Origin of the sequence: Aliivibrio fischeri, assembly GCF_009727955.1 — a bacterium.
In the GTDB taxonomy this organism is placed as follows: domain Bacteria; phylum Pseudomonadota; class Gammaproteobacteria; order Enterobacterales; family Vibrionaceae; genus Aliivibrio; species Aliivibrio fischeri_A.
Genome location: NZ_WOBR01000013.1, coordinates 116225 through 140727, shown reverse-complemented (window position 1 = coordinate 140727; position 24503 = coordinate 116225). Strand labels below are relative to the sequence as shown.

Below are 24503 nucleotides of genomic sequence, written 5' to 3'. Positions count from 1 at the left end.
CGACTCAATGATTAATACTGATTGTTACATAAAAGTAATTTTGTGTAGTCACTCAGTTCATTGATAGTTGCTTACTCAATAATGAGAAAGCTATTGTGACTATCAATCCATAAGTGTCCACACAGATTGCTAAGGTCAAATTATTAAAGAGCTCAAAACTAAGCGTTACTTAATTTTGCGTGAAGTGTCATTTAAATTACTAAAAGTAAGTTACAAGTAACTTTTTAAAACTCCGTTCGCGTCAATGTTTCACTTCTTGTTGAACCTCACCGCTTTCTGAGAAAGCTTTGCTGTGTCAACGGAAGCGAAGTATAGAGATTTCGATTTTTGTTGCAAGTATTTTTTTCAAAAAAACTTTTAAGCGTTCAAAAAACAAACATCTTGTTTTGAAAATCATCAATTCGAATAATATTTATTCTTCCCATTCACGCTTCATCCGGCTAATCACTTGCTCAGGAACATTGTGAATACTTTTAAATTTCCCCTTACAGACATCAATCTTAATCTTAGCTCCAAATTTTTGAGCTATTTTTCTATACACATCAATTTCCCAGTGTTTAACAAATGTATTTGCAACCACCACACTTCTATTATGGAAAAGATGGTATTCACACTGAGATTGACACCATTGATGCGCAGACCCTAATAGCTTTCCATCAAAACAGTATTCTCCTGCTTCATTCATAAAAAACTGATCAGCTTCAATATGAATCAAACCTAAAGACTGAGCTAATGTCGTTTTACCACTGCCAGGTAGCCCTCTTAGTAAACGTAACTCAAGCTCTTTCATCATTTACCTTTGATTTCATCAAGTTTTCTTTTACAAACTCAGTAAATACTTTCAATCTTGATGGCATGTATTTATTTTGTGCGTATTGCATCGCGATAACACCGTGGTAATTCCCTTTAATTTGCCAATCAGATAAAACAGATATGACTTCATTATTCGCTAATGCTTCTTTTATAACAAAGTCTGGGAAAATCCCAATACCAAAGCCATCCTTTACACCATTTAACCTCATTTGCGAATGATTCACGGCATACCTACCGCTTACTGCTATGACATGACTTTCTGTGCCTTTAACAAATTCCCAAATATGGTCGGTTGTTGTTTCGCCTAAAAATAAGCAATCATGATTGATTAGGTCTTGTGGAAGATGAGGAAGTCCTCTTTCCTCTAAATAAGTAGGACTTGCACATAGACTTAAATTAACCTTACCTATTTCTTTCATAATTAAGCCTTCAGTCGGTTTATCTGTCAGCCTAAATACCACATCAATACCCTGTGCAATCATATCAATATCACCATCTGATGCTCTAAGTTTTAATTGAATCTTTGGATATTTAAGTAAAAAAGGAGTAACCAACGGCTGAAGTACGATAGTTAAAAATGCTTTTGGGGCTGCAACCGTTAAACTTCCTGAAGGGACGGTATGTTCAGAGCTTGAAATATCAACAGCCTGTTGCGCAGCTTCAACCATGATGACTGATTGCTGATATATTTTTTTCCCTGATTCAGTGATCAGTAAGCTACGAGTCGTTCGCTCAAACAACTTTACTGAAAGTGCATTCTCTAACCGAGTAATTAATTTACTCAATGCGGATGGAGTAACGCCTAGTTTCTTTGCTGCTGCGGTAAAACTTCCTTCATTTACAACAACAATAAATGTCGCTAAATCCGGTAATAAAGTAATAAGTTTATTTGTGACCATGATTCACTAATGCTTTTCCATTTTTAGGGATAATAGTCGTAATTGATTTGAATTAGAATCTATTTATCGGATTTTGATTACACTTTTACGTGCAACAAACATAACTAAAAAAAGGAACCGCAATGTCTTCTGCATTCTACACTCAAATTCAAAACCAAATTGAAGAAGTAAAAAACGAAGGTTTATATAAATCAGAACGTATTATTACTTCAGCTCAAAAAGCATCAGTTTCTATTTCTACTGGCCAAGAAGTACTAAATTTCTGTGCAAATAACTATTTAGGCTTAGCTAACCACCCAGCTCTTATTGAAGCAGCAAAAGATGGAATGGATGAGCATGGCTTTGGCATGGCATCAGTTCGTTTTATTTGTGGTACTCAAGATTCACATAAAGAATTAGAACAAAAACTATCTACTTTCTTAGGTAAAGAAGACACTATTTTATACACATCATGTTTTGATGCTAATGCTGGTTTGTTTGAAACAATTTTAGGCGCAGAAGATGCGATTATCTCTGATGCACTAAACCATGCATCAATCATTGATGGTGTGCGTTTATGTAAAGCAATGCGTTTCCGCTACGCAAACAACAACATGGCTGAATTAGAAGAACAACTAATTGCAGCAAAAGAAGCTGGCGCTCGTCATACGCTTATCGTAACTGATGGTGTGTTCTCAATGGATGGTGTTGTCGCTAACCTTCCTGCTATCTGTGACTTAGCTGATAAATACGACGCTCTGGTAATGGTTGACGATTCTCACGCTGTTGGCTTCATGGGTAATAATGGTGCAGGTACTCATGAGCATCACGATGTAATCGACCGTATCGATATCATCACAGGTACGCTAGGTAAAGCGATGGGTGGTGCTTCAGGTGGTTATACTTCTGGTAAAAAAGAAGTGATTGATTGGTTACGTCAACGCTCTCGTCCTTACCTATTCTCAAATTCAGTTGCTCCAGCGATTGTATCTGCTTCTATCCGAGTTTTAGATCTTTTAGCTGAATCAGGTGATCTACGTTCTAAACTATGGGAGAACTCAGCGCATTTCCGTACTCGTATGGAAGCAGCAGGCTTTACTATGGGTGGTGCTGATCACGCAATTATTCCAATTATGCTTGGTGATGCAAAAGTCGCTGTTGAGTTTGCAGAACGTGCTCTAGAAAAAGGCATTTACGTTATTGCATTCTCTTTCCCTGTAGTACCAAAAGGCCAAGCTCGTATTCGTACACAAATGTCCGCTGCTCACACTCGTGAACAGCTAGATCGTGCAATTGATGCCTTTATCGAAGTAGGTAAAGACATGGAGATCATCAAATAATGAAAATTAAAGCGCTTTCAAAATTAAAACCTGAAGAAGGTATCTGGCTAACTGAGGTTGAAAAACCTGAGATGGGTCATAACGATCTTCTTATCCGCATTAAGAAAACTGCCATCTGTGGTACCGATGTACATATTTACAACTGGGATGAATGGTCACAAAAAACCATTCCAGTTCCAATGGTTGTTGGTCATGAATATGTAGGTGAAGTTGTTGGTATTGGCCAAGAAGTTCGTGGTTTTGAAATTGGTGATCGTGTATCAGGTGAAGGTCACATTACCTGTGGCCACTGTCGTAACTGTCGTGGCGGCCGTACTCATCTTTGTCGTAATACAACGGGTGTTGGTGTAAATCGCACTGGTGCTTTTTCTGAATACCTAGTTATCCCAGCTTTCAATGCATTTAAGATCCCTGCTGGTATTTCTGATGACTTAGCATCAATCTTTGACCCATTTGGTAATGCAGTTCACACTGCCCTATCATTTGATTTAGTTGGCGAAGATGTGCTTATCACTGGCGCAGGTCCAATTGGTATCATGGCAGCAGCGGTAGCAAAACATGTTGGAGCTCGTCACGTTGTAATTACCGATGTGAACGAATACCGCTTAGATCTTGCGAAGAAAATGGGCGTAACTCGTGCAGTAAACGTAATGAACGAGAAACTTGAAGATGTAATGTCTGATCTTGGCATGACAGAAGGCTTTGATGTTGGTTTGGAAATGTCTGGTAACCCTTCAGCATTTAACAGCATGCTAACGAACATGAATCATGGCGGTAAAATATCTCTTTTAGGTATTCCACCATCAGATATGACTGTTGATTGGAACCAAGTAATCTTTAAAGGCCTAGTTATCAAAGGCATTTACGGCCGTGAAATGTTTGAAACTTGGTATAAAATGGCAAGCTTAATTCAATCGGGTCTAGATCTAACTCCAATTATCACACACCACTACAAAATTGATGACTTCCAAAAAGGCTTCGATATGATGCGCTCAGGTATGTCAGGTAAAGTGATTTTAGATTGGGAATAATTGTTTCCATTTAAATTAATAAACAATGAGGCTAAACTTCGGTTTGGCCTTTTTTATTTTTAGAGAATCTTATGCCTCAATTAAACATTCACGGTTACCATATTCACGTTTACTTTGACGAAAGTAATATTGATTATGCTATCGAATTAACCGAAAGATTATACCAAGAGTATGGTTACGAGTTAGGACGTATTAATAAAAAACCAGTAGGACCGCATCCAGTGTGGAGCCGTCAAGTTTCATTTAAACAAGAAAATTATGATGAAGTACTTGCGTATTTAACTCTGCATCAAAATGGATTAAGTATTCTTATTCACCCATTAACAGATGATGAATACCTTGATCACACTCAATCAGCAGTTTGGCTGGGCACACCTCTTAAACTTGATATCAGCATATTCACAAAAAAGTAAAAAAAAGCTCCTCTCGTTTTAAAACAAAACTAAGGAGCTTCTATTTTTTAGGTTATCTCGAATTAAGATTGATTAACTCGCTTGATATAAATTAAATTCTTTTGTTAATTTATAATCTGACCATGATTCATTTTCAATTGCTTCAATAAACGCTTGTTTCGCAGCGATAAAAGCTTGTTTTTCTGTCATTGAATTAGTCGAAAATGTTTTAAATTTATAACTGTTTCTTGGCGTCTGACCGATAATTCCCTTAAAAATAATTTCATTATCTGTTTTCTTGACCACCACACCCACGATACCTGATGAAGGATGAGCAATTTTAAAATACTTACCTTTTGCTGATTCTTCTTTTCTTTCTGTTTTAAAATTAGCCCAATTATAATTCGCTTTCATTAAGGCAACTTTTCTTAAAACATGTGTCGGGTGAGTACAAGCCTTAAACTTGTCTAATTTTATTACTGTTCCAATTTTTGTATGTTCTTTCTTTACCGTAAAAGATGATTTATCTTCTGCTTCAATCATTTGAATTTGTTTTGGTTTTCTTTTGAATTCAAACCACGTTTTATCAAATTCTTTTCTGCAACCGTCCATAGATTTCTGGACAAGTTGATCCGCAATATTACGCATTGCAAATTTTGATAATGGAACTGTCACCAATTTCTTACTTGGTTTAAATTTCTTTATATCCGCATCTTTGCTTTGTAGAAAAGCATCAATTTCTTTTCCTATCGCATTCAAATCAGACAAGAACAATGCCAAATCATCAAAATTTAAACTGTATAAGCTACGCGAGAAGTTATGTGAACGATAACAACGTTTGCTTTCATGGCGCTCAAAATGGCTATTAATATAAGGCGTTCCATTTACCATAGACACTTTTAATTGAATATTTGGGTGTAATCCTTCATAAACAGATTTAGCAGTAAACGTCTTTGTTTTTCGTGCATCATCTGCCGTTTCATATTCATTTTGTTCTACAAGTTCAGCGATAGACCATGCTGCTTCAATAATAGCCTCAGAACGAGCTTCTAAGTCGTCATCTTCTTTATCGAAATCAGCATAATAAGCTTTACTGTAATAAGGTTGCCCCTTACGAGCAAATCGTACCTGTGCAAACTCCATTCTTCTGCGTTTAGTCGATTGACCACTATTCCAGTTAATACCGATAGGAACCCAATATTCTGTTCCATCAATATCGATTGGCTTAACTCGCAGCAATAAGTTCTCTTCTATATATGTCTTTTTTCCTCGAACCAACAGAAAAGAGCCTAAATCAAGGTTAGGAGAGAGAGGGTGATACATAAAATCCTCATTACATTAATTGAAAACAAGATGCATGATTAACCAATGGCTATTGTGCTAGAAAAGCCATCAACTATATTGTTATCCATACCGTTCATTATATCACCGTCTGAACTGTAATTTCAATTTACAAATAACATATAAAAAAAATGTACAGAACACACCTATACATTTTTATAATATTTTTAACAATCATTAGGCTAATCTTTGTTTAATTAAATCATAAACCCCTGTTTGTTCATTATTTTCAAGTTGCATTCCAGTAAATAATGCAACGGCTTCACTTACGTGCTTCACTGGCCAAATTGAAAACTCACCTTTCTCAATTGCTTGAACAATTTCAACACTTAGCATTAAATTTTGAACATTTGATTCAGGAATGATTACCCCTTGGTTTTTATTAAGCCCTTTAATTTTACAAACTTCATAAAACCCCTCAATTTTTTCGTTTACCCCACCTATTGGCTGCGCCTCTCCAAATTGATTCATAGAACCGGTAATTGCTAAATCTTGTCGAGCAGCAATATCGGAATAAGCAGAAATAATAGAACAAAACTCAGCCATTGATGCACTATCGCCATCAACACCACCGTAGGATTGTTCAAACGTAATATAGGTTTTCAATGGTATTGCTTTATTTTTACCAAACAATGAAGCTAAGTAAGCGCTTAAAATGAATACACCTTTAGAGTGAATACTTCCACCTAATTCAACTTTTCTCTCAATATCAAATACCTCACCTTTACCAAATGAAGTCGTTGCGGTGATGCGGTTTGGCATACCAAACTGATGGTTAGATGTGCTTAATACAGATAGCGCATTAATCTGCCCTATCACAGAGCCTTCAGTTTGTATTAATGTCGTACCATTTTTAAAACTTTGCATAACGCCATCTTGAACACGATTTACACGGTGTTCTTTATTGGAAAGCGCTTGTTCTACATGTTTTAAACGGATCATATTTGAATTTGCGGCCCTTGCTATGTAGTTAGTCTCTTTCAACAAATTCGAGATGTCTTCTGAATGCAAGGACAATCTATTCTGATCACCCGATTGACGTGAACTGTATTCAATAATTCGTTCAATCGCTCTCTTATCACATTGAAGTAACTTACCATCTTGCACAATACTCGAAATAAACTGAGCATAATGGAATTCTGATACAGCCGTTCTTGGCATATCGTCTTCAAAATCGGCCGTGACTTTAAACAGTTCACTAAACTCTGAATCGTAATGTTGTAGTAACTGATACGTTTGGTGATCACCAAATAAAATAATTTTCACATTAAGTGGAATAGGCTCTGGCTCCAACGAAACGGTTCCAGACAATGTCACTTCTTTCTCTAGAGAACTTAGATTTAAATTTTGCGCTCGTAGTGCTCGTTTCAAACCATCCCATACGTAAGGTCGTTCCAGCACTTTCACCGCATCCATTAATAAAACACCGCCATTTGCTTTATGCAAACTGCCAGGACGAATCAAGGAAAAATCGGTAAAGACCGTTCCTTTATAGGTCGCGTTTTCAATATAACCAAATAGGTTATGATAACTTGGGCTTTCTTCAACAATTAATGGAAATTGCTCATTATCTTGATTCACTAATAAGTTAATTTGATACCGACGTGGTAGCTTTTTCTCTAATGATGCATAAGCCAGCTCGGTCTCTTCATTACCTTCTTGAATAAAGATATCAAAATTTTCAATGATGTCTTTTTCCATGTCTTTCAGATGTTGAATAATGACTTTTGAATCTTTATATTTGGTTTTTATTGCTTCAAAGTTAACCGTTAGTACTTGAGAAATAACATCTTCATTCAACTTTTCAATCTTCGCTGAATATTTATCTTCCCATTCAGTTAATTGACGAACCAAACTACGAAGTTTAATTTCAAGTTCATCAATGGATGACTCTAGGTTTCGCTGTTCTTGCCTATCTAATGCTTCAAAGGTTTCTTCTGTATGTAACTCTTCACCATTTAAAGCAATAAATTGATATTCACCTTGTGTAGTTACAGCAAGGCTAATCCCTTTGCCTTTTGCTTCTTTAGTCAAAGTAGCAAGTAAAGATTCTTGTTGATCTGTTAGCTGATTTTTTAATGTGCCCGTTCGGGTGTAATACAGCTCATTATCAAAAGCCAATGGAATAGCTTTTACTAATTTCTGCGTGATTTTTTCAATTTCTTTTTTAAATTCAGCCCCAGTCCCCATGGGCAATTTAAGCACTTTTGGTCGACGCGTATCATCAAAATTAGTAACGTAGCACCAATCATACATGCCGTTTCCAACAGGTTTGTGGCGCTTTAAATAACGCAACACCATGGTTCTTTTACCTAATCCATTTTGGCCAACAGCATAGATATTATAACCACGATCAGGAATTGACATCGCAAACTCAACCGCTTGTTGTGCTCTGTCTTGCCCTACAATTTCATCAATTGGAGTAATATTTTTGGTGGATTTACATAGCTCATCATCCAACTCAGCTGAACGGTATGCTAATTTGTAAGAGAGAGGTGAAGTAGACATAAGGCGACCTCTTAATTTCAGTGATTTTCATCAGTATAGATAGAAAATGAACTAGATTTAGTGATCGACTCTTAAATATTTGAAAAAGAAACAATTTTAAAATTTGTGTAAATTACAGGCATAAAAAAAGCTCTCGTTAATGCGAGAGCTTTTTTTATAAAATTTGGAGCGTACAGCGGGAATCGAACCCGCATCATCAGCTTGGAAGGCTGAGGTAATAGCCATTATACGATGTACGCACATCGTTGGAACGAGATAGATAATGCCATACTGAGCGCAGAGGTAAAGCACTTTTTTACACTTAACTCATTGATTGATGGTTCTTTAACCTTATCGACTAAAAAAACACAATATTGATCACAAAAAAGCCCTATTCAAACTCAACATTCTTATGCTGCTTTTGAATAGGGCTCTTTGCCTCCTCTCCCTTTTCGTGAATAACTGCCCTTTCCTTTTTTCGCTTTTACTATTCGAGTTCTGAATAATTGACTGGTTACGACAGCTTTTAATGCGTTATCTTTAATTTGGCCTCTACCATGCTCAAGTTCATCAGTGGCAGCTAACCGTACTTTGGTTTTACTTTTCATAAAACATCCTCTACTTGTATAAAAACACAGCGATTGTGTCCATTTTAACGACTTTCGTCAACAATATTCCTTCGCAAGAATTTCAATTTAACTAATAAGAATTTTTAAAACGAAAAGTAACCTCTTCATTTTTTCTTACGTATTATTATGTCTTCTTTGTTGTAAATTATAACTTTTTCTATCGTTCTCTTTTATTTTGCTTTAGAATCCTACCGCCTAAGCAAACGATTAACTTCATTATTTAGGCTCCTTAATTATTCTTTTACTGGTGGGAGCAGCAAATGACAACTTTAACAATTACTCGTCCTGATGATTGGCATTTACATTTACGTGATGGTGATGTGTTAACTGACACAGTTCGTGACTCTGGTCGTTACAACGGCAGAGCTTTAATCATGCCAAACCTTGTACCACCTGTAACAACTACCGAACAAGCATTAAGTTACCATGAACGCATTCAGGCTGAAAACAAATCTGATTCTTTTGCTCCTCTTATGTCTCTTTATCTAACAGAAAAGACAACATCAGAAGAGATCCGAAAAGCGAAAGCAACTGGACATATCGTGGCAGCAAAACTGTACCCTGCTGGTGCTACAACAAACTCAGATTCTGGTGTAAGTGACGTTAAAAAGGTTTACCCTATTCTAAAAACCATGCAAGAAGAAGGTATGCTTTTACTTATTCATGGGGAAGTAACAACTCATGATGTTGATATCTTCGATCGTGAAAAAACGTTCCTTGATACAGTTTTAGCACCTATCGTTAATGACTTCCCTGAGCTAAAGATTGTACTTGAGCACATCACAACTAAAGATGCGGCAGATTTTGTTAAAAACGCTGGTCCAAACGTTGCTGCAACCATTACAGCGCATCACTTATTATTTAACCGTAACCATATGTTAGTTGGTGGTATTAAACCTCACTTCTACTGCTTACCAATTTTAAAGCGCAATACACACCAACAAGCTCTAGTGGAAGCGGCAACAAGCGGTAATCCTAAATTCTTCTTAGGTACTGATTCAGCACCTCATGCAAAAGACAAAAAAGAAGCGGCTTGTGGTTGTGCGGGTTCATATACTGCACACGCTTCAATCGAACTTTATGCAGAAGTATTTGAAAACGAAGGCAAGCTAGAAAACCTAGAAGCATTTGCAAGCTTTAATGGCCCTGATTTTTATAACCTACCTCGCAACACTGACACCATAACGCTTGTGAAAGAAGCGTGGATTGCACCAGAGACAATGGCATTTGGAAATGACTTTGTTGTGCCAATTCGTGCTGGTGAAGCTGTTGAGTGGCTAGTAAAGTAATTCATAGATAAAATAAGCTAACAATAAAAATGGGATGCCAAGTTGCATCCCATTTTTGTTCTTACTTAATCACGGAAATCTCTACGGCACGCCGTGACCTTTTGACTCAACCCAGACTCGATACCATTGCTCACGGGTAAGTTCAATACTCATTGCGTCAACAGCCGCTTGCACACGTTCAATTTTACCAGAACCAATAATAGGTAGCGGCTTTGACGGTAACTTACGCACCCAAGCATAAATAACCTGATCGATACTTTGAGCACCGACCTCTTCTTTTAGCTCTTCAAGAACGTTACGAACACGTACAGCTTGCTCTGACTGACCAGAAAAAATCTCACCACCAGCTAAACATGACCATGCCATTGGTTTAATGCGGTTCATCTGTAATTGATCAAGCGTGCCATCATGTGCCACTTCAAAATTAAGTGGGTTGATTTCAACTTGATTAGTCACTAATGGTTTATCAAGGCGTGATTGCAATAGGTCAAAATGGCTTGGCGTGAAGTTGGAAACACCAAAATGTTTAACCTTGCCTTCTTTCTGCAGTTGATTAAACGTATCAGCTACTTCATCAGCGTTCATTAATACATCCAATCGGTGAATTAATAACACATCAATTTCAGTTATATTTAAACGTTTTAATGAATTATTTACCGAGTTTAGAATGTGTTCTTTTGACGTATCGTAATGGTTAATCTTTCTGGTAGGAAAATCGGGAGTGCATAAATTAATATCACATTTTGTCACGATTTCTATGCTATTACGTAGTGAAGGTTCTAATGCTAATGCTTCACCGAATAAAGATTCGCATTGATATCCGCCATAAATATCAGCATGATCAACAGTGGTAATACCAAGATCTATATGCTGCTTTAAAAAACGTAACCTTTCTTGTGGTTTCATATTCCAATCAGCAAGACGCCAATATCCCTGAACTAATTCTGAAAATTGCGGCCCCTTTGGCGATATTGTCGTTTTATTAATCATATTACTCTCTGCTGTTTACTAAATATATTCTCTATATACATAGTAAGTAGCAACAGAAATTTTGCAGTGATGAAGGTCGAATTATCAACATAGTGAGTTAATAAGTTCATCAGTTAATTCAATCGGTATCGTCATTCAATGCTTATTTTTTAAACCAAAATCACTTTATTAATGATAAAGATTGCACTCAATGTACGGTATCCGTAAAATCCACTCGTAATTAAGAATAAGGTCAATAACATAATGAGAACACACTTTTTTTACGCCTTATTAATGGGGCTAACGTCATCTTACGCTTTTGCAGATATCGTTGCGACACCAGAAAATGAAGATATCTGTAAACAAAAATATGTTAAAGCTGTGTTTGACCAACAAGTCCAATACAGCAACCCTCAAAATGATCCACAAGTACGCCGAACAGCCGAACGTCATATTGATCGCTCTCGTGAGGTTTATGATGAAACAAATAGCTTTTGTTCTGCGCTAAGCTACTTATTGAATGATGCTCCCCAAGAAGAATTAACGGAAGATTTTCAACGAGCAAAAAAAGGTGAATCTCAATTCAAATAGCCATTGAGACTATGATCTATTGAGACATGATTGAAATCTAGAGGTTCAATTAACAAACATAATTACGTTAATTGAACCATCTAAAGTTAGCGACGATATTTTAATGGTCGAATAACTTCATCAAGCCCTTCGATTTTCATCGCGAGACTTAAAGCCATTAACTCACCCAACTCTCCTTTTGGAAAGCCATCTTTGCGCTCAAACCATAATAAATATTCTTCAGGTAAATCGATTAACACTCTTCCTGAATACTTTCCAAATGGCATGGTCACTTGAGTAAGTTTAATGATTTGTTCTTTATTCAGCATTCAAACACTCTTTAGCAATCAAATGCAAAAGAAACGTTTCACGCTCAATACTCATCCCTTTTTTGTCGCTATTTGAAATAATATCTTCGTTATGTGCGATCGCTTCGTGGATATTAATCCATACAGGCTTCATACCATTTCTAATTTCGTAACTTTCATAGTTAGTTTCACCTAACTCTCTGTCACATTCGCAAGTATAGCAATAAGAAATCATATGTAGCACATTGCACTCATGCTTATACCAAGGACGAAACTCTTCGTACATACCGAATGGTTCAATATTTGAGATGTTTTTTGCCCCCGTCTCTTCTTCGATCTCTCTAACTAAACCAGCAATAACATCTTCACCTTCATCTAATCCACCACCAGGTAATGAATAATCTTGATAACGCTCAGTGTATAAAAGAAGGATCTCTTCGCCTTTTAAAATAATTCCGCGAGTTGCATTACGATGAAGAATTTTATGGTTATCTAAACGCTCTAAATCTGGATGCGTTGTAATATTTAAAATTCGCATAAAAAACTGATAAACCTAATTTGAAAAATACAGTGTCATTATACGCAATTTGTTTTCAGATGCAGCTAACAATTAATTTCTACCTAATGAGACATTGTAAAGATTATGTAAATGTCGTGATATCCATCTACTTCTTTTATGCATCATTTTATATAATAAGTGTGAAAAATAATTACAATTCAAGGACAGCTCAATATGAAAAAATTTCAATCACTGGTTATTGCATCATCACTTTTAGCATCAACCTCAGTTTTTGCGCATACTTTTAATGAAGCAGACAAAGCCATTGCATACCGTCAAGCAGCATTCACAATGATCGCAGGTAACGTTAGTGAGATGGGTGATATGGTCAAAGGAAAGGCTGATTGGAGTGATGCTATCTTTGCTAAAAGAGCAAATCAACTGTCACAACTATCGCTTATGCCACTTGATGCTTTCTATGTTGAAGGATCGGATAAAGGTAAAACTAATGCGCTTCCTAAAGTATGGACTAATTTTCCTGATTTTGAAGCTCGTTTAGCTCAATTCCAAGAAGACGCTGCCGCACTTGCAGAAATTTCAGATAAAGGTGACAAAGCAGCGATTCGTAAAGCTTTTGGAAAAACAGTGAAAAACTGTAAAGCTTGCCACTCTGATTACAAAGCACGTTAATCTGGAGACTAACACGTGAAAATTTGGGATGGTTTTGTCCGAATTTACCATTGGAGCCAAGTCATTGTACTTGGCTCTTTATGGTACACCGCCGAAGAAGGGCTAATGGAGTTACATTTCACTCTAGCTTATCTTTTAATGGCCCTAGTCCTAACAAGAATCCTTTGGGGCTTTATAGGAAGTGATACAGCTCGATTTTCTCACTTTCTAAGATCTCCACAATCAGTTATTGCCTATCTGAAAACCTCACATACCAATGGCTTACACTATTCCAAAGGACATAATCCTGCGGGTGGTTACATGGTACTTGCATTATTACTTCTATTATTAGTGCAATTAGTAACAGGTTTATTTAGCAATGATGATATTCTTTCTGAAGGTCCATTAGCTTATCTTGTTAGCTATGATACAAGTGGCTTTCTTACTAGGATCCATCACCTAAATTTTGATTTAATATTAGGTTTTACTGCTGTTCATGTAACTGCGGTTATCTTATATCGATTAAAAGGCATTAATTTAATACTTTCGATGTTTACAGGAAAAGTAGATTTAGATGCAACAGAACCAAAAATGAAACATCCGTTTAAGGCATGGATCATTTTTGCTGTCATATCTGTGTTTATCTACTTCATTTGGGCCGATGAAGTGATAAGCTACCTCTTTTAGAATAAAAAGAGAACTTTCAATGACACGTTTCCTTGATTGGTGGAATACGCTTTTAGAGTTTAAAGATCACGATTGGGCACAAAATATTATCGTGATCACTCTATTTAGTGCATTTCTTTGGCTATCTTGGCGAGTAATCATTAGACGCCTTCATCATATTGCAGCAAAAACTCAACTACCTTGGGACGATGCTGTTATTACCGCTATCTCCGCTCCTGTAACTCTTGTTATTTGGCTTTGGCCTGCTACGGCATCACTTAAGATTTTACTGTCAACTCAGACTCATTTCAGTTCGACATGGCTTCCTGAGTTACAAGTATTTATTTTAATATGGGGTTTCATTTGGTCTGCATTAAGGTTAACAAGCTTAATTGAAAAACAATTTTTAACGAACCCTAAACATGACGAAACCACTGTTTTAGCTCTTGGCAAAGTAGTACGCCTTATTTTTATCACCTTAGGCGTTCTCTCTTTAATGCAAGGGGTTGGACTGAGTTTATCAGGTCTACTCACCTTTGGTGGTGTTGGTGGCTTAGTCGTCGGTCTAGCCGCTAAAGATCTTCTCTCGAATTTCTTTGGTGGAATGATGATTTATTTTGACCGCCCATTCAAAGTTGGTGATTGGATTCGTTCTCCTGATCGTTCTTTAGAAGGAACAGTTGAAAGAATTGGTTGGCGTATGACGGTAATAAGAACCTTTGATAAGCGCCCTCTTTATGTCCCTAACTCTGTATTTAGCAATATTGTCGTAGAAAACCCATCACGCATGCTTAATCGTCGAATTAAAGAAGATATTGGCATTAGATATGATGATATTCATAGCATTGAGCGCATAGTTGATGAAATAAAAACCATGTTACAAGAGCATAATGATATCGACAGTAACCAGACACTCATTGTGAACTTTAACGGGTTTGGTCCTTCGTCTTTAGACTTATTAGTTTATACCTTCACTAAAACAATCAATTGGATTGAATACCATAAAGTAAAACAAGACGTACTGATCAAGATTGGGGATATTATTGCTCAAAATAATGCTGAAATAGCCTTCCCTACACAAACTCTAAAAGTTGAACAGATACCTTCTGAATAAAAACATAATCTGAAAACATAAAAAAGGCATACATTATTTTGTATGCCTTTTCTTTGTATGGATTGGTATTATTACCCCGTCAGTACATTCTCTTCAGGATATTTCACCCTCGACACTTCAGGTCTTGCAAGCATGTAAGCTAAAGTTAAGGGACCGATACGACCTATAATCATAACGATGACCATAATGAACTTACCAGGTTCAGATAACTCAGCAGTTAAACCTGCTGTTAACCCCACAGTAGCAAAGGCAGAAATAACCTCAAACATGACTTTATCAAACCCTGCTTTTTCAGTGAGCATTAGCGAAAACATTGCTATTGCTAATAGTGAACCACTAACAACAATAATGGCTAACGATTTAGTTACTATTGGCCAACCAATGGTTCTCTTAAACATCACCACATTTTTCTTTTGACGTAAAAATGTCCATGTAGCTACTGCGGCAACCGTAATTGTTGAAACTTTTAGACCACCCCCAGTCGATGTTGAACCTGCACCAATCAACATCAATATGATCATAATTAACAAGGCTGGTTGAGTGAACTGAGTTAAATCAACACTGTTGAAACCCGCTGTTCGAGCACTTGCCGATTGAAAAAATGCAGCTAACCATTTATCACCACTGGATAATGCACCAAGTGTATTAGGATTTTGATATTCTAAGATATAAAAAAACAATGTCCCAACTAACAGCAATGTTGGCGTTGCAATTAACATTATCTTGGTGTGTAACTGTAAGCGCTTGAATCCTTTTGAGCCATTCTTAACCAAATCAACAATGACGGTAAAACCTAAACCACCACCAATAAATAATAATGAGAGCGTAAAAATGACCAGAGGGTCTCCAACGTAACCCATTAAACTATCAGAGAAAAGTGAAAATCCGGCATTGTTAAATGCTGACACAGAATGAAACGCAGCATAGAACAAGCCTTCCGCAATACCAAACTCTGGTACCCAGCGGAAGGAAAGTACTATCATTCCAATCAATTCTGCAATTAAAGCAAAACAAATAATGCCTTTAATCAACTTTCTTAAATTCACTTTCTTTTCTTGTCCTAATGCCTCTTTTGCTAAGGCTTGTTGACGTAAACTCAACCTTAAACCGAATATATACAGTAGAACAGCAGACAAGGTCATTTGACCTAATCCACCAATCTGCATTAAAAACATTAAGACAATTTTGCCACTAGTTGTGAAATGGGTTCCCGTATCTACCACACCTAAGCCCGTTACGCTGATGGCAGATGTTGCTGTAAACAACGCATCCATAAAGCTTAAGCCTGTAACAGAAAATACAGGCAAAGTTAAAAGCAATGCAGATGGTAATAGAATAGCCAAAAATGAAGAAAGGATAATCTTTGGTTCAGACCCCCCTTTCTCTTCATTATTATGCTGAAGAGGATATAACCCTCTTTTAGGTAAATAACTCATAACGTTCTAATTTTTTTAGCTAATTGAACTTCAGGTCCAACGATAATCAAAATATCGCCAATCTCTAATTCTTTACTCCAATCTGGTGCCGTTTCAATTTCTGGCCCGCGCTTTATTGCAAGTACTTTTACATCAGACATTTGACAAAAATCCAATTGCCCTAATGACTTACCCATATTTTGTCCACCAATAACAATCTCAGTCATAGCCAATCCACTACCAAGTTCATGGAATTCAAACACGCGTCTGTCTAGCATTTTACGAGCAACCCGAACCCCCATATCTCGCTCAGGCATAATAATATGGTCTGCCCCTATCTTCGTTAAGATTTTGGCATGAAACTTATCATTCGCCTTAACCCAAACTGTCTTAACACCGGCCTCTTTCAATACTAAAGTGGTTAATATACTGGCATTAATATCTGAACCAATTGCAACCATAACCATGTCATAGTCATCAAGTTTAAGCTCTGCAACTGTCTCTTCACTTGCACAGTTAGCAACAATAGCGGTAGAGACAAAGTCCATTGCCTTCTTAACACGCTCTTCATTTATATCAATGGCTAAAACCTGAGAGCCATACTGATGCAACTCTTCGCACACCGTAAGTCCAAAGCGACCTAATCCAATTACTGCATATTGTTTATTTTCTGCTTTCATCAATTTACTCACTTTACTATTAATGACACTAAGGGGAATTACCCTCAAAGAGCATCATCCTCTTCGAACGCCATAAGTTCAATCTAATTAAGGATCGGTTATAAGAAAACCATTCCAAGTATTAAAACTAAGATAGCCGAAAAGAATGCGATTGCCCCTTAAGTTTCAACAAAATTAGTTATCAATTATGGAAATAATGTAGAATCAGGTAGAAAATGTGACACCAATCTCATGACACCTTAAAATATAGGCCTAAAATAGCCACATATCGAACAGGAATGTTCAACAATTTTAGTTACACTCAATTTTTATTTGTAAACTGGAGACCTTATTATGGCTACCCCACACATTAATGCTCAAGCTGGTGATTTCGCAGAAACAGTTCTAATGCCTGGTGATCCTCTTCGTGCAAAATTCATTGCTGAAAACTTCCTAGAAGATGTAAAGCAAGTATGTGACGTACGTAATATGTTCGGTTACACAGGTACTTACAAAGGTAAAAAAGTATCTGTAATGGGCCACGGTATGGGTATCCCTTCATGTTGTATCTATGTTCACGAGTTAATCGCTGAATATGGTGTTAAAAACGTAATTCGTGTAGGTAGCTGTGGTGCGGTACACGATGACGTTAAACTGATGGATGTTGTTATCGGTATGGGCGCATCAACTGACTCTAAAGTTAACCGTATCCGCTTTAACAATCATGACTTCGCTGCAATTGCTGATTTTGGTCTACTAGAGACAGCTGTTGGTCAAGCTCGTGAGCTTAATGTTCCAGTTAAAGTTGGTAATGTATTCTCTGCTGACCTTTTCTACTCACCAGAAGCTGATCTGTTCGACAAAATGGAAAAATTAGGCATCCTTGGTGTTGATATGGAAGCGGCTGGCATTTATGGTGTGGCTGCTGACCTAGGAGCAAAAGCACTAACTATCCTTACTGTTTCTGATCACATTAAACGTGGTGAGAAATTAAGCTCTGAAGACCGTCAAAAATCATTTAATGACATGATGACAGTTGCATTAGAAACTGCAATCAAACTGTAATCAGATGTTTGCGCCAGTCATCAATTCTGGCGCCATAAAATCTATAAGGGGAGTCTAGTGCCGACTGAAAAACTGCCGTTGGCTGCTAAAGGGTTACAACTCAATTTTTGTAAAACATTGGCGTGTGACAATTTTGGTGATAGCGATGAACAACATTATTTAGTTCAACGTACGAACCCTAAGCGACCTGCATTAGTTTGCCGGAAATGTGGTGCTTTTCCTCCCTTAATCAATAACCAAGAGGTATTGAACGAACTTGCTCGTCAACAACAAGTTCAATCACACTCCTTGCCCTCTTGCAATAATTCAGAATGCGAACATTTTGGTTTTGATGTGCTAACCCATCGTGAGCTTTATCATGCATTTGGTTACAGTGGTGATAGACAACGCTATCGCTGCAAATCTTGTGCGTCTACCTTTGTAGATAAATGGTCTGGCGAAAACCAAAAGAGTCTTATTCAACAAAAGCTTTTAGGTTTTTTATTTACTGGTTATTCCGTTCGTGAAATTTGCCGACGATTACATATAAATCCTAAAACCTTTTACGATCATATCAATCAGATTGCCAGTCGTTGCCGTCGTCATATGTCATTATTTGACTCAAGACTTCAGCATGATAGAACAAGTATCCAACTTGCTTCTAATGCTACCCCACTGCAACCACTGAGCAATAACGGTGTGTTTTGGTATGCCAGTGCAGAAGTAAACTCTGGATATGTCATTGCACAACATATCAATTACTCGGAAACCGATGAACCTGGCACACTGTTGGATCACGACCCTTTCCAAGAAAACGCACAATATTTATCAAATACGTTTGTTAATGAAGCCAATTCACAACCATCCATTGGCTCAAAATCCATATTCAAACGTGTTGATCATAAGTATCAAGAAATTTTAGCGCGTGCGAATGTTGAAGATCCGCTGGGTAATTACGTCTCTCTCAATTACCCTTCTAAAGGAGCGATAATTCGTCCTCCTTATACTTCGCATGCGCATTTTTTAGAAATTCAAAAAGCATTCTCACATTGCGATTCTATTGAAATCTATATGCCGCAAGAACCTATGCTTCGTTCTGCCGCTATGTCTATCTTTTTAGAGCGAATCAAAGAGAATAGTATTGACCTACTCTATGTGACTCAAGATATTGCGTTTCCAACTCAAGAAAGTGGTAATAAGATCGATATACATCTCGTAGGTTGGTGGCGTGATCGCTGGGCATTTACAGAAATTAACGGACAGCATAAAGGTATATGCCACTTAAATGGTGCAGAACATAATGAGGCGTATTGGCTAAAACGAGCATCAGCGACCGTTGCTAATGAATATCAAACTCGTTTCTATAACCAATTTACCAATTTAGTTAATGAACCAAGACGCAAACTACGTCCTGCAAGCTTACTTCCTCTATTAGATATTTTTAGAGCTTGGCATAATTTATGTCATCAAGATAAACTAGGCATAACTCCGGCACAAAAGTTAGGGTTAATATCAAAACCAATTACACTTGCAGAATTATTAAGTTAGGACAAGTTATGACGATGTCACCCTCTCAAGATCAAACAGAAAACACAGATATGTTGACTGAAATTGCGATTCTTTATTATCAAGAAGGCGCAACTCAGGAAGAGATATCAAAAAAGTTTGGTTTATCTCGAGCGAAAGTTGGTCGCATGCTAAGAAAGGCGCGAGAAGAAGGCATTGTTGAAATAACCGTAAAATTTCACCCTGTATACAGTGTTCAGCTTGAACAAAAACTGGTTGAAAAATTCAACCTAAAACGTGCATTAATTTCGTTAGATCAACCCAATACAAATGAACAGCGAAAACAAGTTGCAGCACTTGTAAGTTCCTACCTTAACAATAACTTACAAGAAGGAATGGCTGTTGCTGTTGGTCAAGGCCAGAATGTTGCAGCAGTAGCAGATCACGCAGGCATTGTTACACAGCGTAATGCTCGCTTCGTATCAGCGATTGGTGGAACCCACCGCAGTGGTGATATTATTAATGCAGATCATATCTGCCGTCGTCTAGCAAAAAAATACGGTGGAAGCAGCGAAACCTTATACGCTCCAGCTTATGTAAATGATCCAAGCTTACGATCGGCATTTATGGAACATGCCACCATTAAAGAGACATTAAGCCAAGCTAGAAAAGCTGAATTTGCCTTAGTTGGTATTGGAGATATGGATGAAAATAGCCATATGGTCAAACTCGGATTCTTCACACCTAAAGAATTTGTTGAAGCCCGATTAAACGATGGCATCGTTGGTGATATTGGCGGTTTTGATTTCTTCAAGCTTGATGGTACGGACGCAGACACTCTTATGCGAGGTCGTGTTATAGGCCTTGAAATGGAAGACCTTCGCCAAATCCCAAATGTGGTCGCAATGGCAAGTGAAAGTCGTAAAGCCTTATCAATCATGGGAGCTTTACGTACCGGTGTTATTGATGTACTTGCGACCAGTGTAAGTTGCGCCATGGCTTTATTGAATTTAGCAGAAAATGAAGAGTAGCCCGCACTTATTTCCTTTCACAATATAACATACCGTAGCACGATCGCAGTTCTATAATTTAGTTCGTGACATCAATAGATTAGCAAGATTATATTGATGTCATGAAGTAAGGAATACCACTGTGAACCAATCAAAAAGAACCATTATTTCCGCTCTTAAGCTATTAGAGTCACAATTAGAATCTTGCATAGATAACGCTGATAAAATTAAATCTGATGCGGAAACCTTATTAGTTCGTGCAGAACAAATGCACTTCAAATATGGCGAAGCTTATTCAAAACTTATCATTTCTTTAGCTCATTGGCATTTAATGCAATACCCTATTGGTTTCAAAATTGCCCGTGAATTGTTGCATATACATCAAGAACTTGAAGATGATGATCTCTTACCTAAGATTCTACATGTTTTGGCATCTCATTCATGGGGCCAAGCCAAACTGTTTAGTGCACAACAATTTTGGATTCAAGCACTAGAACAAGCTTCGTTGCTTGGTGACAATGAGATAGAAATTGAAGCACTTATTGGATTAGGAAATATTTGGCGCATGACAAATAATCTTAATGACGCTAATTTTGCTCATGAGATTGCCGCACAAAGAGCCAAATTTTATCGGATCCCTCACCTCGAAGCCAAAGCCTATATATTACAAGCTTGGGATAACTACCTACTTGGTAACTATCAAGAGATGCTGCCTATTCTAATAAAATCAGAAGAGTTACTTGTTCATCATTCCAACTTGACATGGAAAGCTGAAATCTATGATTTTAGAGGCTTAGCATTTCTTGGCTTGAACGATTTGAGCTTGGCTCAACAAAGCTGCAGCTACGCCTATCAACTGGCTCAACAACATCAATTAACTTGGATGATGGCACACTCTTCTATTAGCTTAGCAAGAGTCGCTTCGGCTCAGTCTCATTATCTGCCAGCCTATGAATTATTAACCGAAGCAGAGTTAATTGCTGAGCAATTTGATAAAGGAGAGTTACGTTCTCAAATTTGTCTAGAACAATCACGAATTGCTGAATTAACTAACGATTATGAACATGCACTTTATTCTTATAAACGTTATCGACAATATGAAATTGCTTTATTACAAGAACAATCCAATAGTTTAGGCCGCGATAAATCTAATTCATCAAAAGAACAACTTGATTCTAGAGCAAGAAAACTAATTAATCGGATCCAATTGCAATTAGAATTAAATAGCATATCTGCTCTCATATATTTGCAGCCTTTTAATAAATGGGCACAGCATTTATCTTCTATTTATAATTCTAATGATCTTAAAAATCATCATGTTATAAGTATTATTGAAAACTCTGAAGAAAAACTTGATACCATTACAAGTCTTATCCACCACTACTGTAAACACGGTGATTTACTAACACGTAAAGGTGATAACGAAGTGCTATTACTGCTTAATGACTCAAAAGAAAAATGTGATGATATTTGTCGTTCTTTAAGCTCACTTTTTACCACTTACCCATGGCAACGTTACTCTTTTGAGACATCTTCTCCAACGATTAACTATTTCACAATTACGGAATATTTTGCGACGGTGCGGCCTTCTCAAACACCAATGGAAATATGATATGGACAGTCTTTTAAATCGAATAGCTGAAAATAACATTAATTTATTAGAGCTAAACACACACCAATGCCTAGAGTTTTGGCTATATATTGTAGACAACTTTGCTGAAACAAAAACCGAAAAAGCATATGCTCTGTTAATGAGTTCTGAATATGAAGTCGAATTCAATAACCTTGCAAACAGCATCCAACATTTGCATCGTGCTTTATTACTATTAGATCCATCCAAAGACATCGAATTAATGCTGCAAATATATTCAGCATTAAGTTATCGTTATACTGACATTGGACAATACCAAAAAGCACTAAAATACCTTCATTCGCTTTCAGAGCTCGCTGTGGAATATGGTGATAATGAGTTTTATATACAAGCTATTTTAGGGATCGGAAATTTATGCTCTATTTATGGCGATCATTTGAAGGCATTACGCTATTATCAGAAATTAGAAGCACTAAGTAACAGTATTAATAGCAATAATCTTTCGCTTCGTTACCGATTATACATGATTGCTTGCCTTCTCGATTTAAAAAGACTTTCCAAAGCTAAAGAGCTTCTCGATGAGTGTTATGCTTTAAAATACGTTTCTGATGATCCTCAATTAACAGCGCAAGTTTTGCTTTATTCTGCGAAATTATTGCGTCTTAAAAATCACCCTGAAACTGCACTTAACTTACTGATACAGTATAGACAAGAGTATAGCGACCAACACTCTTTTCCTTGGTTAAACAAATTATTTGCTGTTGAATCGGCCTACTGTCTTATCAAACAACAGCGTGGAGAAATAGCTGATGTGATCATTTCACATCAATTAAAGCGAACAATAAAATACTCTTATGGCTACTATATTCGCCAATTACTTGAAGTGAAAAGCGATGCTCTAGCAAGTTGTAAACACTTTGCTCTCGCGCTTGAATGTGAAAAAAAAGCACAGCAGTTAACTGTCGAAATAATCAAAAACTTCCCAATTAATGAACTTGGTGGTCACTCTTTAAGACGATTAACTCGATTAGAACTTCAATTACGCTTGAATATTTCTGAAACTGAAAACTTAAAATTAAAGAAAGTATCTGACCAACAAAAAGATACGGTAGCCAAGTTACAACAAGATGTTTTTCATGACAGTTTAACGAAACTATATAACCGAAGATGGTTTGAATCTACGTTTATAAAAGAGATTTTGCCTACGGTTAAACACTATCAGTTATTGGTTATTGATATCGATGATTTTAAATCAATAAATGATGAATATTCCCATTTAAAAGGCGATATTGTATTAAAACTAGTTGGTAAAATTTTGCAAAATTCAGTATCACCTTCTCACTATACACTACGTTATGGAGGAGAAGAGTTTCTTATTATTATTCCTTCAGGTGACCTTGAGCATGGGGAAAAAATCGCAGAACAATGCCGTTCAGAAATTGCAAATTACGACTGGCAAGAAACACTTAATGATCGCTCAATTACCGTTAGTATCGGGTTAACACGGAATAGAAATAAAGAAGATCATAAAGCTACATTTCTTCGAGCAGACAAAGCGCTTTATCAAGCAAAACGCTCAGGGAAAAATAAGGTATGCTCTTATTAAACAATAACCTTTATTCAGACATAAAAAAAGCTAGCACATCTGCTAGCTTTTTCCTTTCATCTATATCTTAACGATAAAGACCTAAATCTTTTTGTAAGTGCTCTGATAATTCAGATGTATATTGTGCAGATACCGTTTGGTCTTTACCAAACAACACATCCACAAGATGAGCAATCAATCCTTTGATACTTACTGAATAGGCCTTCTTTTGTGAAGAAGTAGCGATGTTATTAACGTTCATTGCTGCTTGTGCCATGATTGCCTCACTTAAATTAATCAATTTCAATGAGCGCATAATAAAGCTTAATTTACTGGTCAAAAAATGACTTTTTCTTCAAAGTAATATTAGTTTTCCTAATGTAAAAATTACATCAATCAATAGCTTGAATTAGTGCATAAAAATACATCATCTGCAAAAATCAATGAATAAAAAATCAAATTAACATAATTAAAACAATTTAAATTAACCTAAATATGACAATAATAACTTTTATATCATCATTAAAGGATAAGTTTTATTAACGCTAATAAAAAAGGCTTCCTAATTAATTAGAAAGCCTTTTAAATGTCACCCTGCAAAAGGGACGAAGTAAACAATTAATGCCCAAGCGAACACCCAGCTTACGACTAGCAATTTGTCTGACCAATCACTGTCCATGCTATTACCTATAAAACTG

The 24503-nt window shown here is 36.8% G+C and carries 24 protein-coding genes and 1 tRNA gene; 13 read left to right on the top strand and 12 right to left on the bottom strand.

What is annotated here, in order from left to right:
• Positions 1 to 412: 412 nt before the first annotated feature.
• Both GNP81_RS17570 and GNP81_RS17565 read right to left on the bottom strand, forming a co-directional pair.
• Positions 413 to 790: an AAA family ATPase gene (locus GNP81_RS17570; protein ID WP_155673143.1), complete on the bottom strand. Its 378-nt coding sequence runs from the start codon at positions 788 to 790 to the stop codon at positions 413 to 415.
• Positions 777 to 1712 (bottom strand): LysR family transcriptional regulator, encoded by a 936-nt coding sequence (locus GNP81_RS17565; protein ID WP_155673142.1) that lies wholly within the window; start codon positions 1710 to 1712, stop codon positions 777 to 779. The genes GNP81_RS17570 and GNP81_RS17565 overlap by 14 nt, the downstream gene beginning before the upstream one ends.
• Positions 1713 to 1834: 122 nt before the next feature.
• Here GNP81_RS17565 and GNP81_RS17560 point away from each other — a divergent pair, with 122 nt between their 5' ends.
• The 3 genes from GNP81_RS17560 (at position 1835) to GNP81_RS17550 (ending at position 4475) form a co-directional block, all read left to right on the top strand.
• Positions 1835 to 3031, top strand: a complete 1197-nt coding sequence (locus GNP81_RS17560) for a glycine C-acetyltransferase (protein ID WP_017018734.1) — start codon at positions 1835 to 1837, stop codon at positions 3029 to 3031.
• A complete protein-coding gene (gene tdh, locus GNP81_RS17555; protein ID WP_012534850.1) occupies positions 3031 to 4062 on the top strand; it encodes an L-threonine 3-dehydrogenase in 1032 nt (343 codons plus the stop codon). Before GNP81_RS17560 ends, tdh begins: the two co-directional genes overlap by 1 nt.
• Before the next feature lie 71 nt (positions 4063 to 4133).
• On the top strand, positions 4134 to 4475 hold the full coding sequence (locus GNP81_RS17550; protein ID WP_155673141.1) for a DOPA 4,5-dioxygenase family protein: 342 nt from the start codon (positions 4134 to 4136) through the stop codon (positions 4473 to 4475).
• A gap of 72 nt (positions 4476 to 4547) precedes the next feature.
• Here the strand turns inward: GNP81_RS17550 and GNP81_RS17545 are convergent, their stop codons facing one another.
• The 4 genes from GNP81_RS17545 to GNP81_RS17530 all read right to left on the bottom strand — a co-directional run bounded on the left by GNP81_RS17545 (position 4548) and on the right by GNP81_RS17530 (position 8890).
• Positions 4548 to 5777 carry a MurR/RpiR family transcriptional regulator gene (locus GNP81_RS17545; RefSeq protein WP_155673990.1) on the bottom strand — a complete coding sequence of 410 codons (1230 nt, stop codon included), beginning with the start codon at positions 5775 to 5777 and terminating at the stop codon, positions 4548 to 4550.
• 195 nt (positions 5778 to 5972) lie between these two features.
• Complete coding sequence (locus GNP81_RS17540) at positions 5973 to 8303, bottom strand: Lon protease family protein (protein WP_155673139.1); 2331 nt, start codon at positions 8301 to 8303, stop codon at positions 5973 to 5975.
• A 164-nt stretch (positions 8304 to 8467) separates the two neighbouring features.
• Positions 8468 to 8542 (bottom strand) — tRNA-Gly (locus GNP81_RS17535).
• Between the two features lie 150 nt (positions 8543 to 8692).
• The gene (locus GNP81_RS17530; RefSeq protein WP_005422500.1) at positions 8693 to 8890 is read right to left on the bottom strand and encodes an alternative ribosome-rescue factor A; all 198 of its coding nucleotides are present in this window, start codon (positions 8888 to 8890) and stop codon (positions 8693 to 8695) included.
• 281 nt (positions 8891 to 9171) lie between these two features.
• Here GNP81_RS17530 and pyrC point away from each other — a divergent pair, with 281 nt between their 5' ends.
• Positions 9172 to 10200: a dihydroorotase gene (pyrC, locus tag GNP81_RS17525; RefSeq protein WP_155673991.1), complete on the top strand. Its 1029-nt coding sequence runs from the start codon at positions 9172 to 9174 to the stop codon at positions 10198 to 10200.
• A gap of 81 nt (positions 10201 to 10281) precedes the next feature.
• Here pyrC and GNP81_RS17520 read toward each other — a convergent pair whose 3' ends face one another.
• Entirely contained in the window at positions 10282 to 11190 is a 909-nt protein-coding gene (locus GNP81_RS17520) for an aldo/keto reductase (protein WP_155673137.1), read from the bottom strand.
• A gap of 243 nt (positions 11191 to 11433) precedes the next feature.
• On the opposite strand from GNP81_RS17520, the gene GNP81_RS17515 reads away from it, so the two are divergent.
• A complete protein-coding gene (locus tag GNP81_RS17515) occupies positions 11434 to 11760 on the top strand; it encodes a hypothetical protein (RefSeq protein WP_155673992.1) in 327 nt (108 codons plus the stop codon).
• 86 nt (positions 11761 to 11846) lie between these two features.
• On the opposite strand, the gene GNP81_RS17510 is transcribed toward GNP81_RS17515, so the two are convergent.
• Positions 11847 to 12068: a DUF3820 family protein gene (locus GNP81_RS17510; RefSeq protein ID WP_005422484.1), complete on the bottom strand. Its 222-nt coding sequence runs from the start codon at positions 12066 to 12068 to the stop codon at positions 11847 to 11849.
• On the bottom strand, positions 12058 to 12585 hold the full coding sequence (locus GNP81_RS17505) for an NUDIX hydrolase (RefSeq protein ID WP_005422477.1): 528 nt from the start codon (positions 12583 to 12585) through the stop codon (positions 12058 to 12060). The genes GNP81_RS17510 and GNP81_RS17505 overlap by 11 nt, the downstream gene beginning before the upstream one ends.
• A 195-nt stretch (positions 12586 to 12780) precedes the next feature.
• On the opposite strand from GNP81_RS17505, the gene GNP81_RS17500 reads away from it, so the two are divergent.
• The 3 genes from GNP81_RS17500 to GNP81_RS17490 are packed head-to-tail and all read left to right on the top strand — an operon-like array spanning position 12781 to position 14995.
• Entirely contained in the window at positions 12781 to 13236 is a 456-nt protein-coding gene (locus tag GNP81_RS17500; RefSeq protein WP_012534920.1) for a c-type cytochrome, read from the top strand.
• Between the two features lie 15 nt (positions 13237 to 13251).
• Positions 13252 to 13902: a cytochrome b/b6 domain-containing protein gene (locus GNP81_RS17495; protein ID WP_336495473.1), complete on the top strand. Its 651-nt coding sequence runs from the start codon at positions 13252 to 13254 to the stop codon at positions 13900 to 13902.
• Between the two features lie 19 nt (positions 13903 to 13921).
• The gene (locus GNP81_RS17490; protein ID WP_155673993.1) at positions 13922 to 14995 is read left to right on the top strand and encodes a mechanosensitive ion channel family protein; all 1074 of its coding nucleotides are present in this window, start codon (positions 13922 to 13924) and stop codon (positions 14993 to 14995) included.
• 71 nt (positions 14996 to 15066) lie between these two features.
• Here GNP81_RS17490 and GNP81_RS17485 read toward each other — a convergent pair whose 3' ends face one another.
• Complete coding sequence (locus tag GNP81_RS17485; RefSeq protein ID WP_155673134.1) at positions 15067 to 16431, bottom strand: TrkH family potassium uptake protein; 1365 nt, start codon at positions 16429 to 16431, stop codon at positions 15067 to 15069.
• On the bottom strand, positions 16428 to 17090 hold the full coding sequence (locus GNP81_RS17480) for a potassium channel family protein (RefSeq protein WP_155652604.1): 663 nt from the start codon (positions 17088 to 17090) through the stop codon (positions 16428 to 16430). Before GNP81_RS17480 ends, GNP81_RS17485 begins: the two co-directional genes overlap by 4 nt.
• Before the next feature lie 333 nt (positions 17091 to 17423).
• Between GNP81_RS17480 and deoD the strand changes: the two genes are divergently transcribed.
• The 5 genes from deoD to GNP81_RS17455 all read left to right on the top strand — a co-directional run bounded on the left by deoD (position 17424) and on the right by GNP81_RS17455 (position 23826).
• On the top strand, positions 17424 to 18134 hold the full coding sequence (gene deoD / locus GNP81_RS17475; RefSeq protein WP_005422471.1) for a purine-nucleoside phosphorylase: 711 nt from the start codon (positions 17424 to 17426) through the stop codon (positions 18132 to 18134).
• Positions 18135 to 18191: 57 nt separating this feature from the next.
• Entirely contained in the window at positions 18192 to 19661 is a 1470-nt protein-coding gene (locus GNP81_RS17470) for a lactate dehydrogenase (RefSeq protein WP_336495472.1), read from the top strand.
• An 8-nt stretch (positions 19662 to 19669) separates the two neighbouring features.
• Positions 19670 to 20650, top strand: coding sequence for a sugar-binding transcriptional regulator (locus GNP81_RS17465; RefSeq protein WP_005422467.1), 981 nt, complete (start codon positions 19670 to 19672; stop codon positions 20648 to 20650).
• A 121-nt stretch (positions 20651 to 20771) separates the two neighbouring features.
• Positions 20772 to 22241, top strand: coding sequence for an ATP-binding protein (locus GNP81_RS17460; protein WP_236798247.1), 1470 nt, complete (start codon positions 20772 to 20774; stop codon positions 22239 to 22241).
• 1 nt (position 22242) lies between these two features.
• Complete coding sequence (locus tag GNP81_RS17455) at positions 22243 to 23826, top strand: GGDEF domain-containing protein (RefSeq protein WP_065604748.1); 1584 nt, start codon at positions 22243 to 22245, stop codon at positions 23824 to 23826.
• A 67-nt stretch (positions 23827 to 23893) separates the two neighbouring features.
• On the opposite strand, the gene GNP81_RS17450 is transcribed toward GNP81_RS17455, so the two are convergent.
• Complete coding sequence (locus tag GNP81_RS17450) at positions 23894 to 24082, bottom strand: hypothetical protein (RefSeq protein ID WP_011263276.1); 189 nt, start codon at positions 24080 to 24082, stop codon at positions 23894 to 23896.
• Between the last annotated feature and the right edge of the window lie 421 nt (positions 24083 to 24503).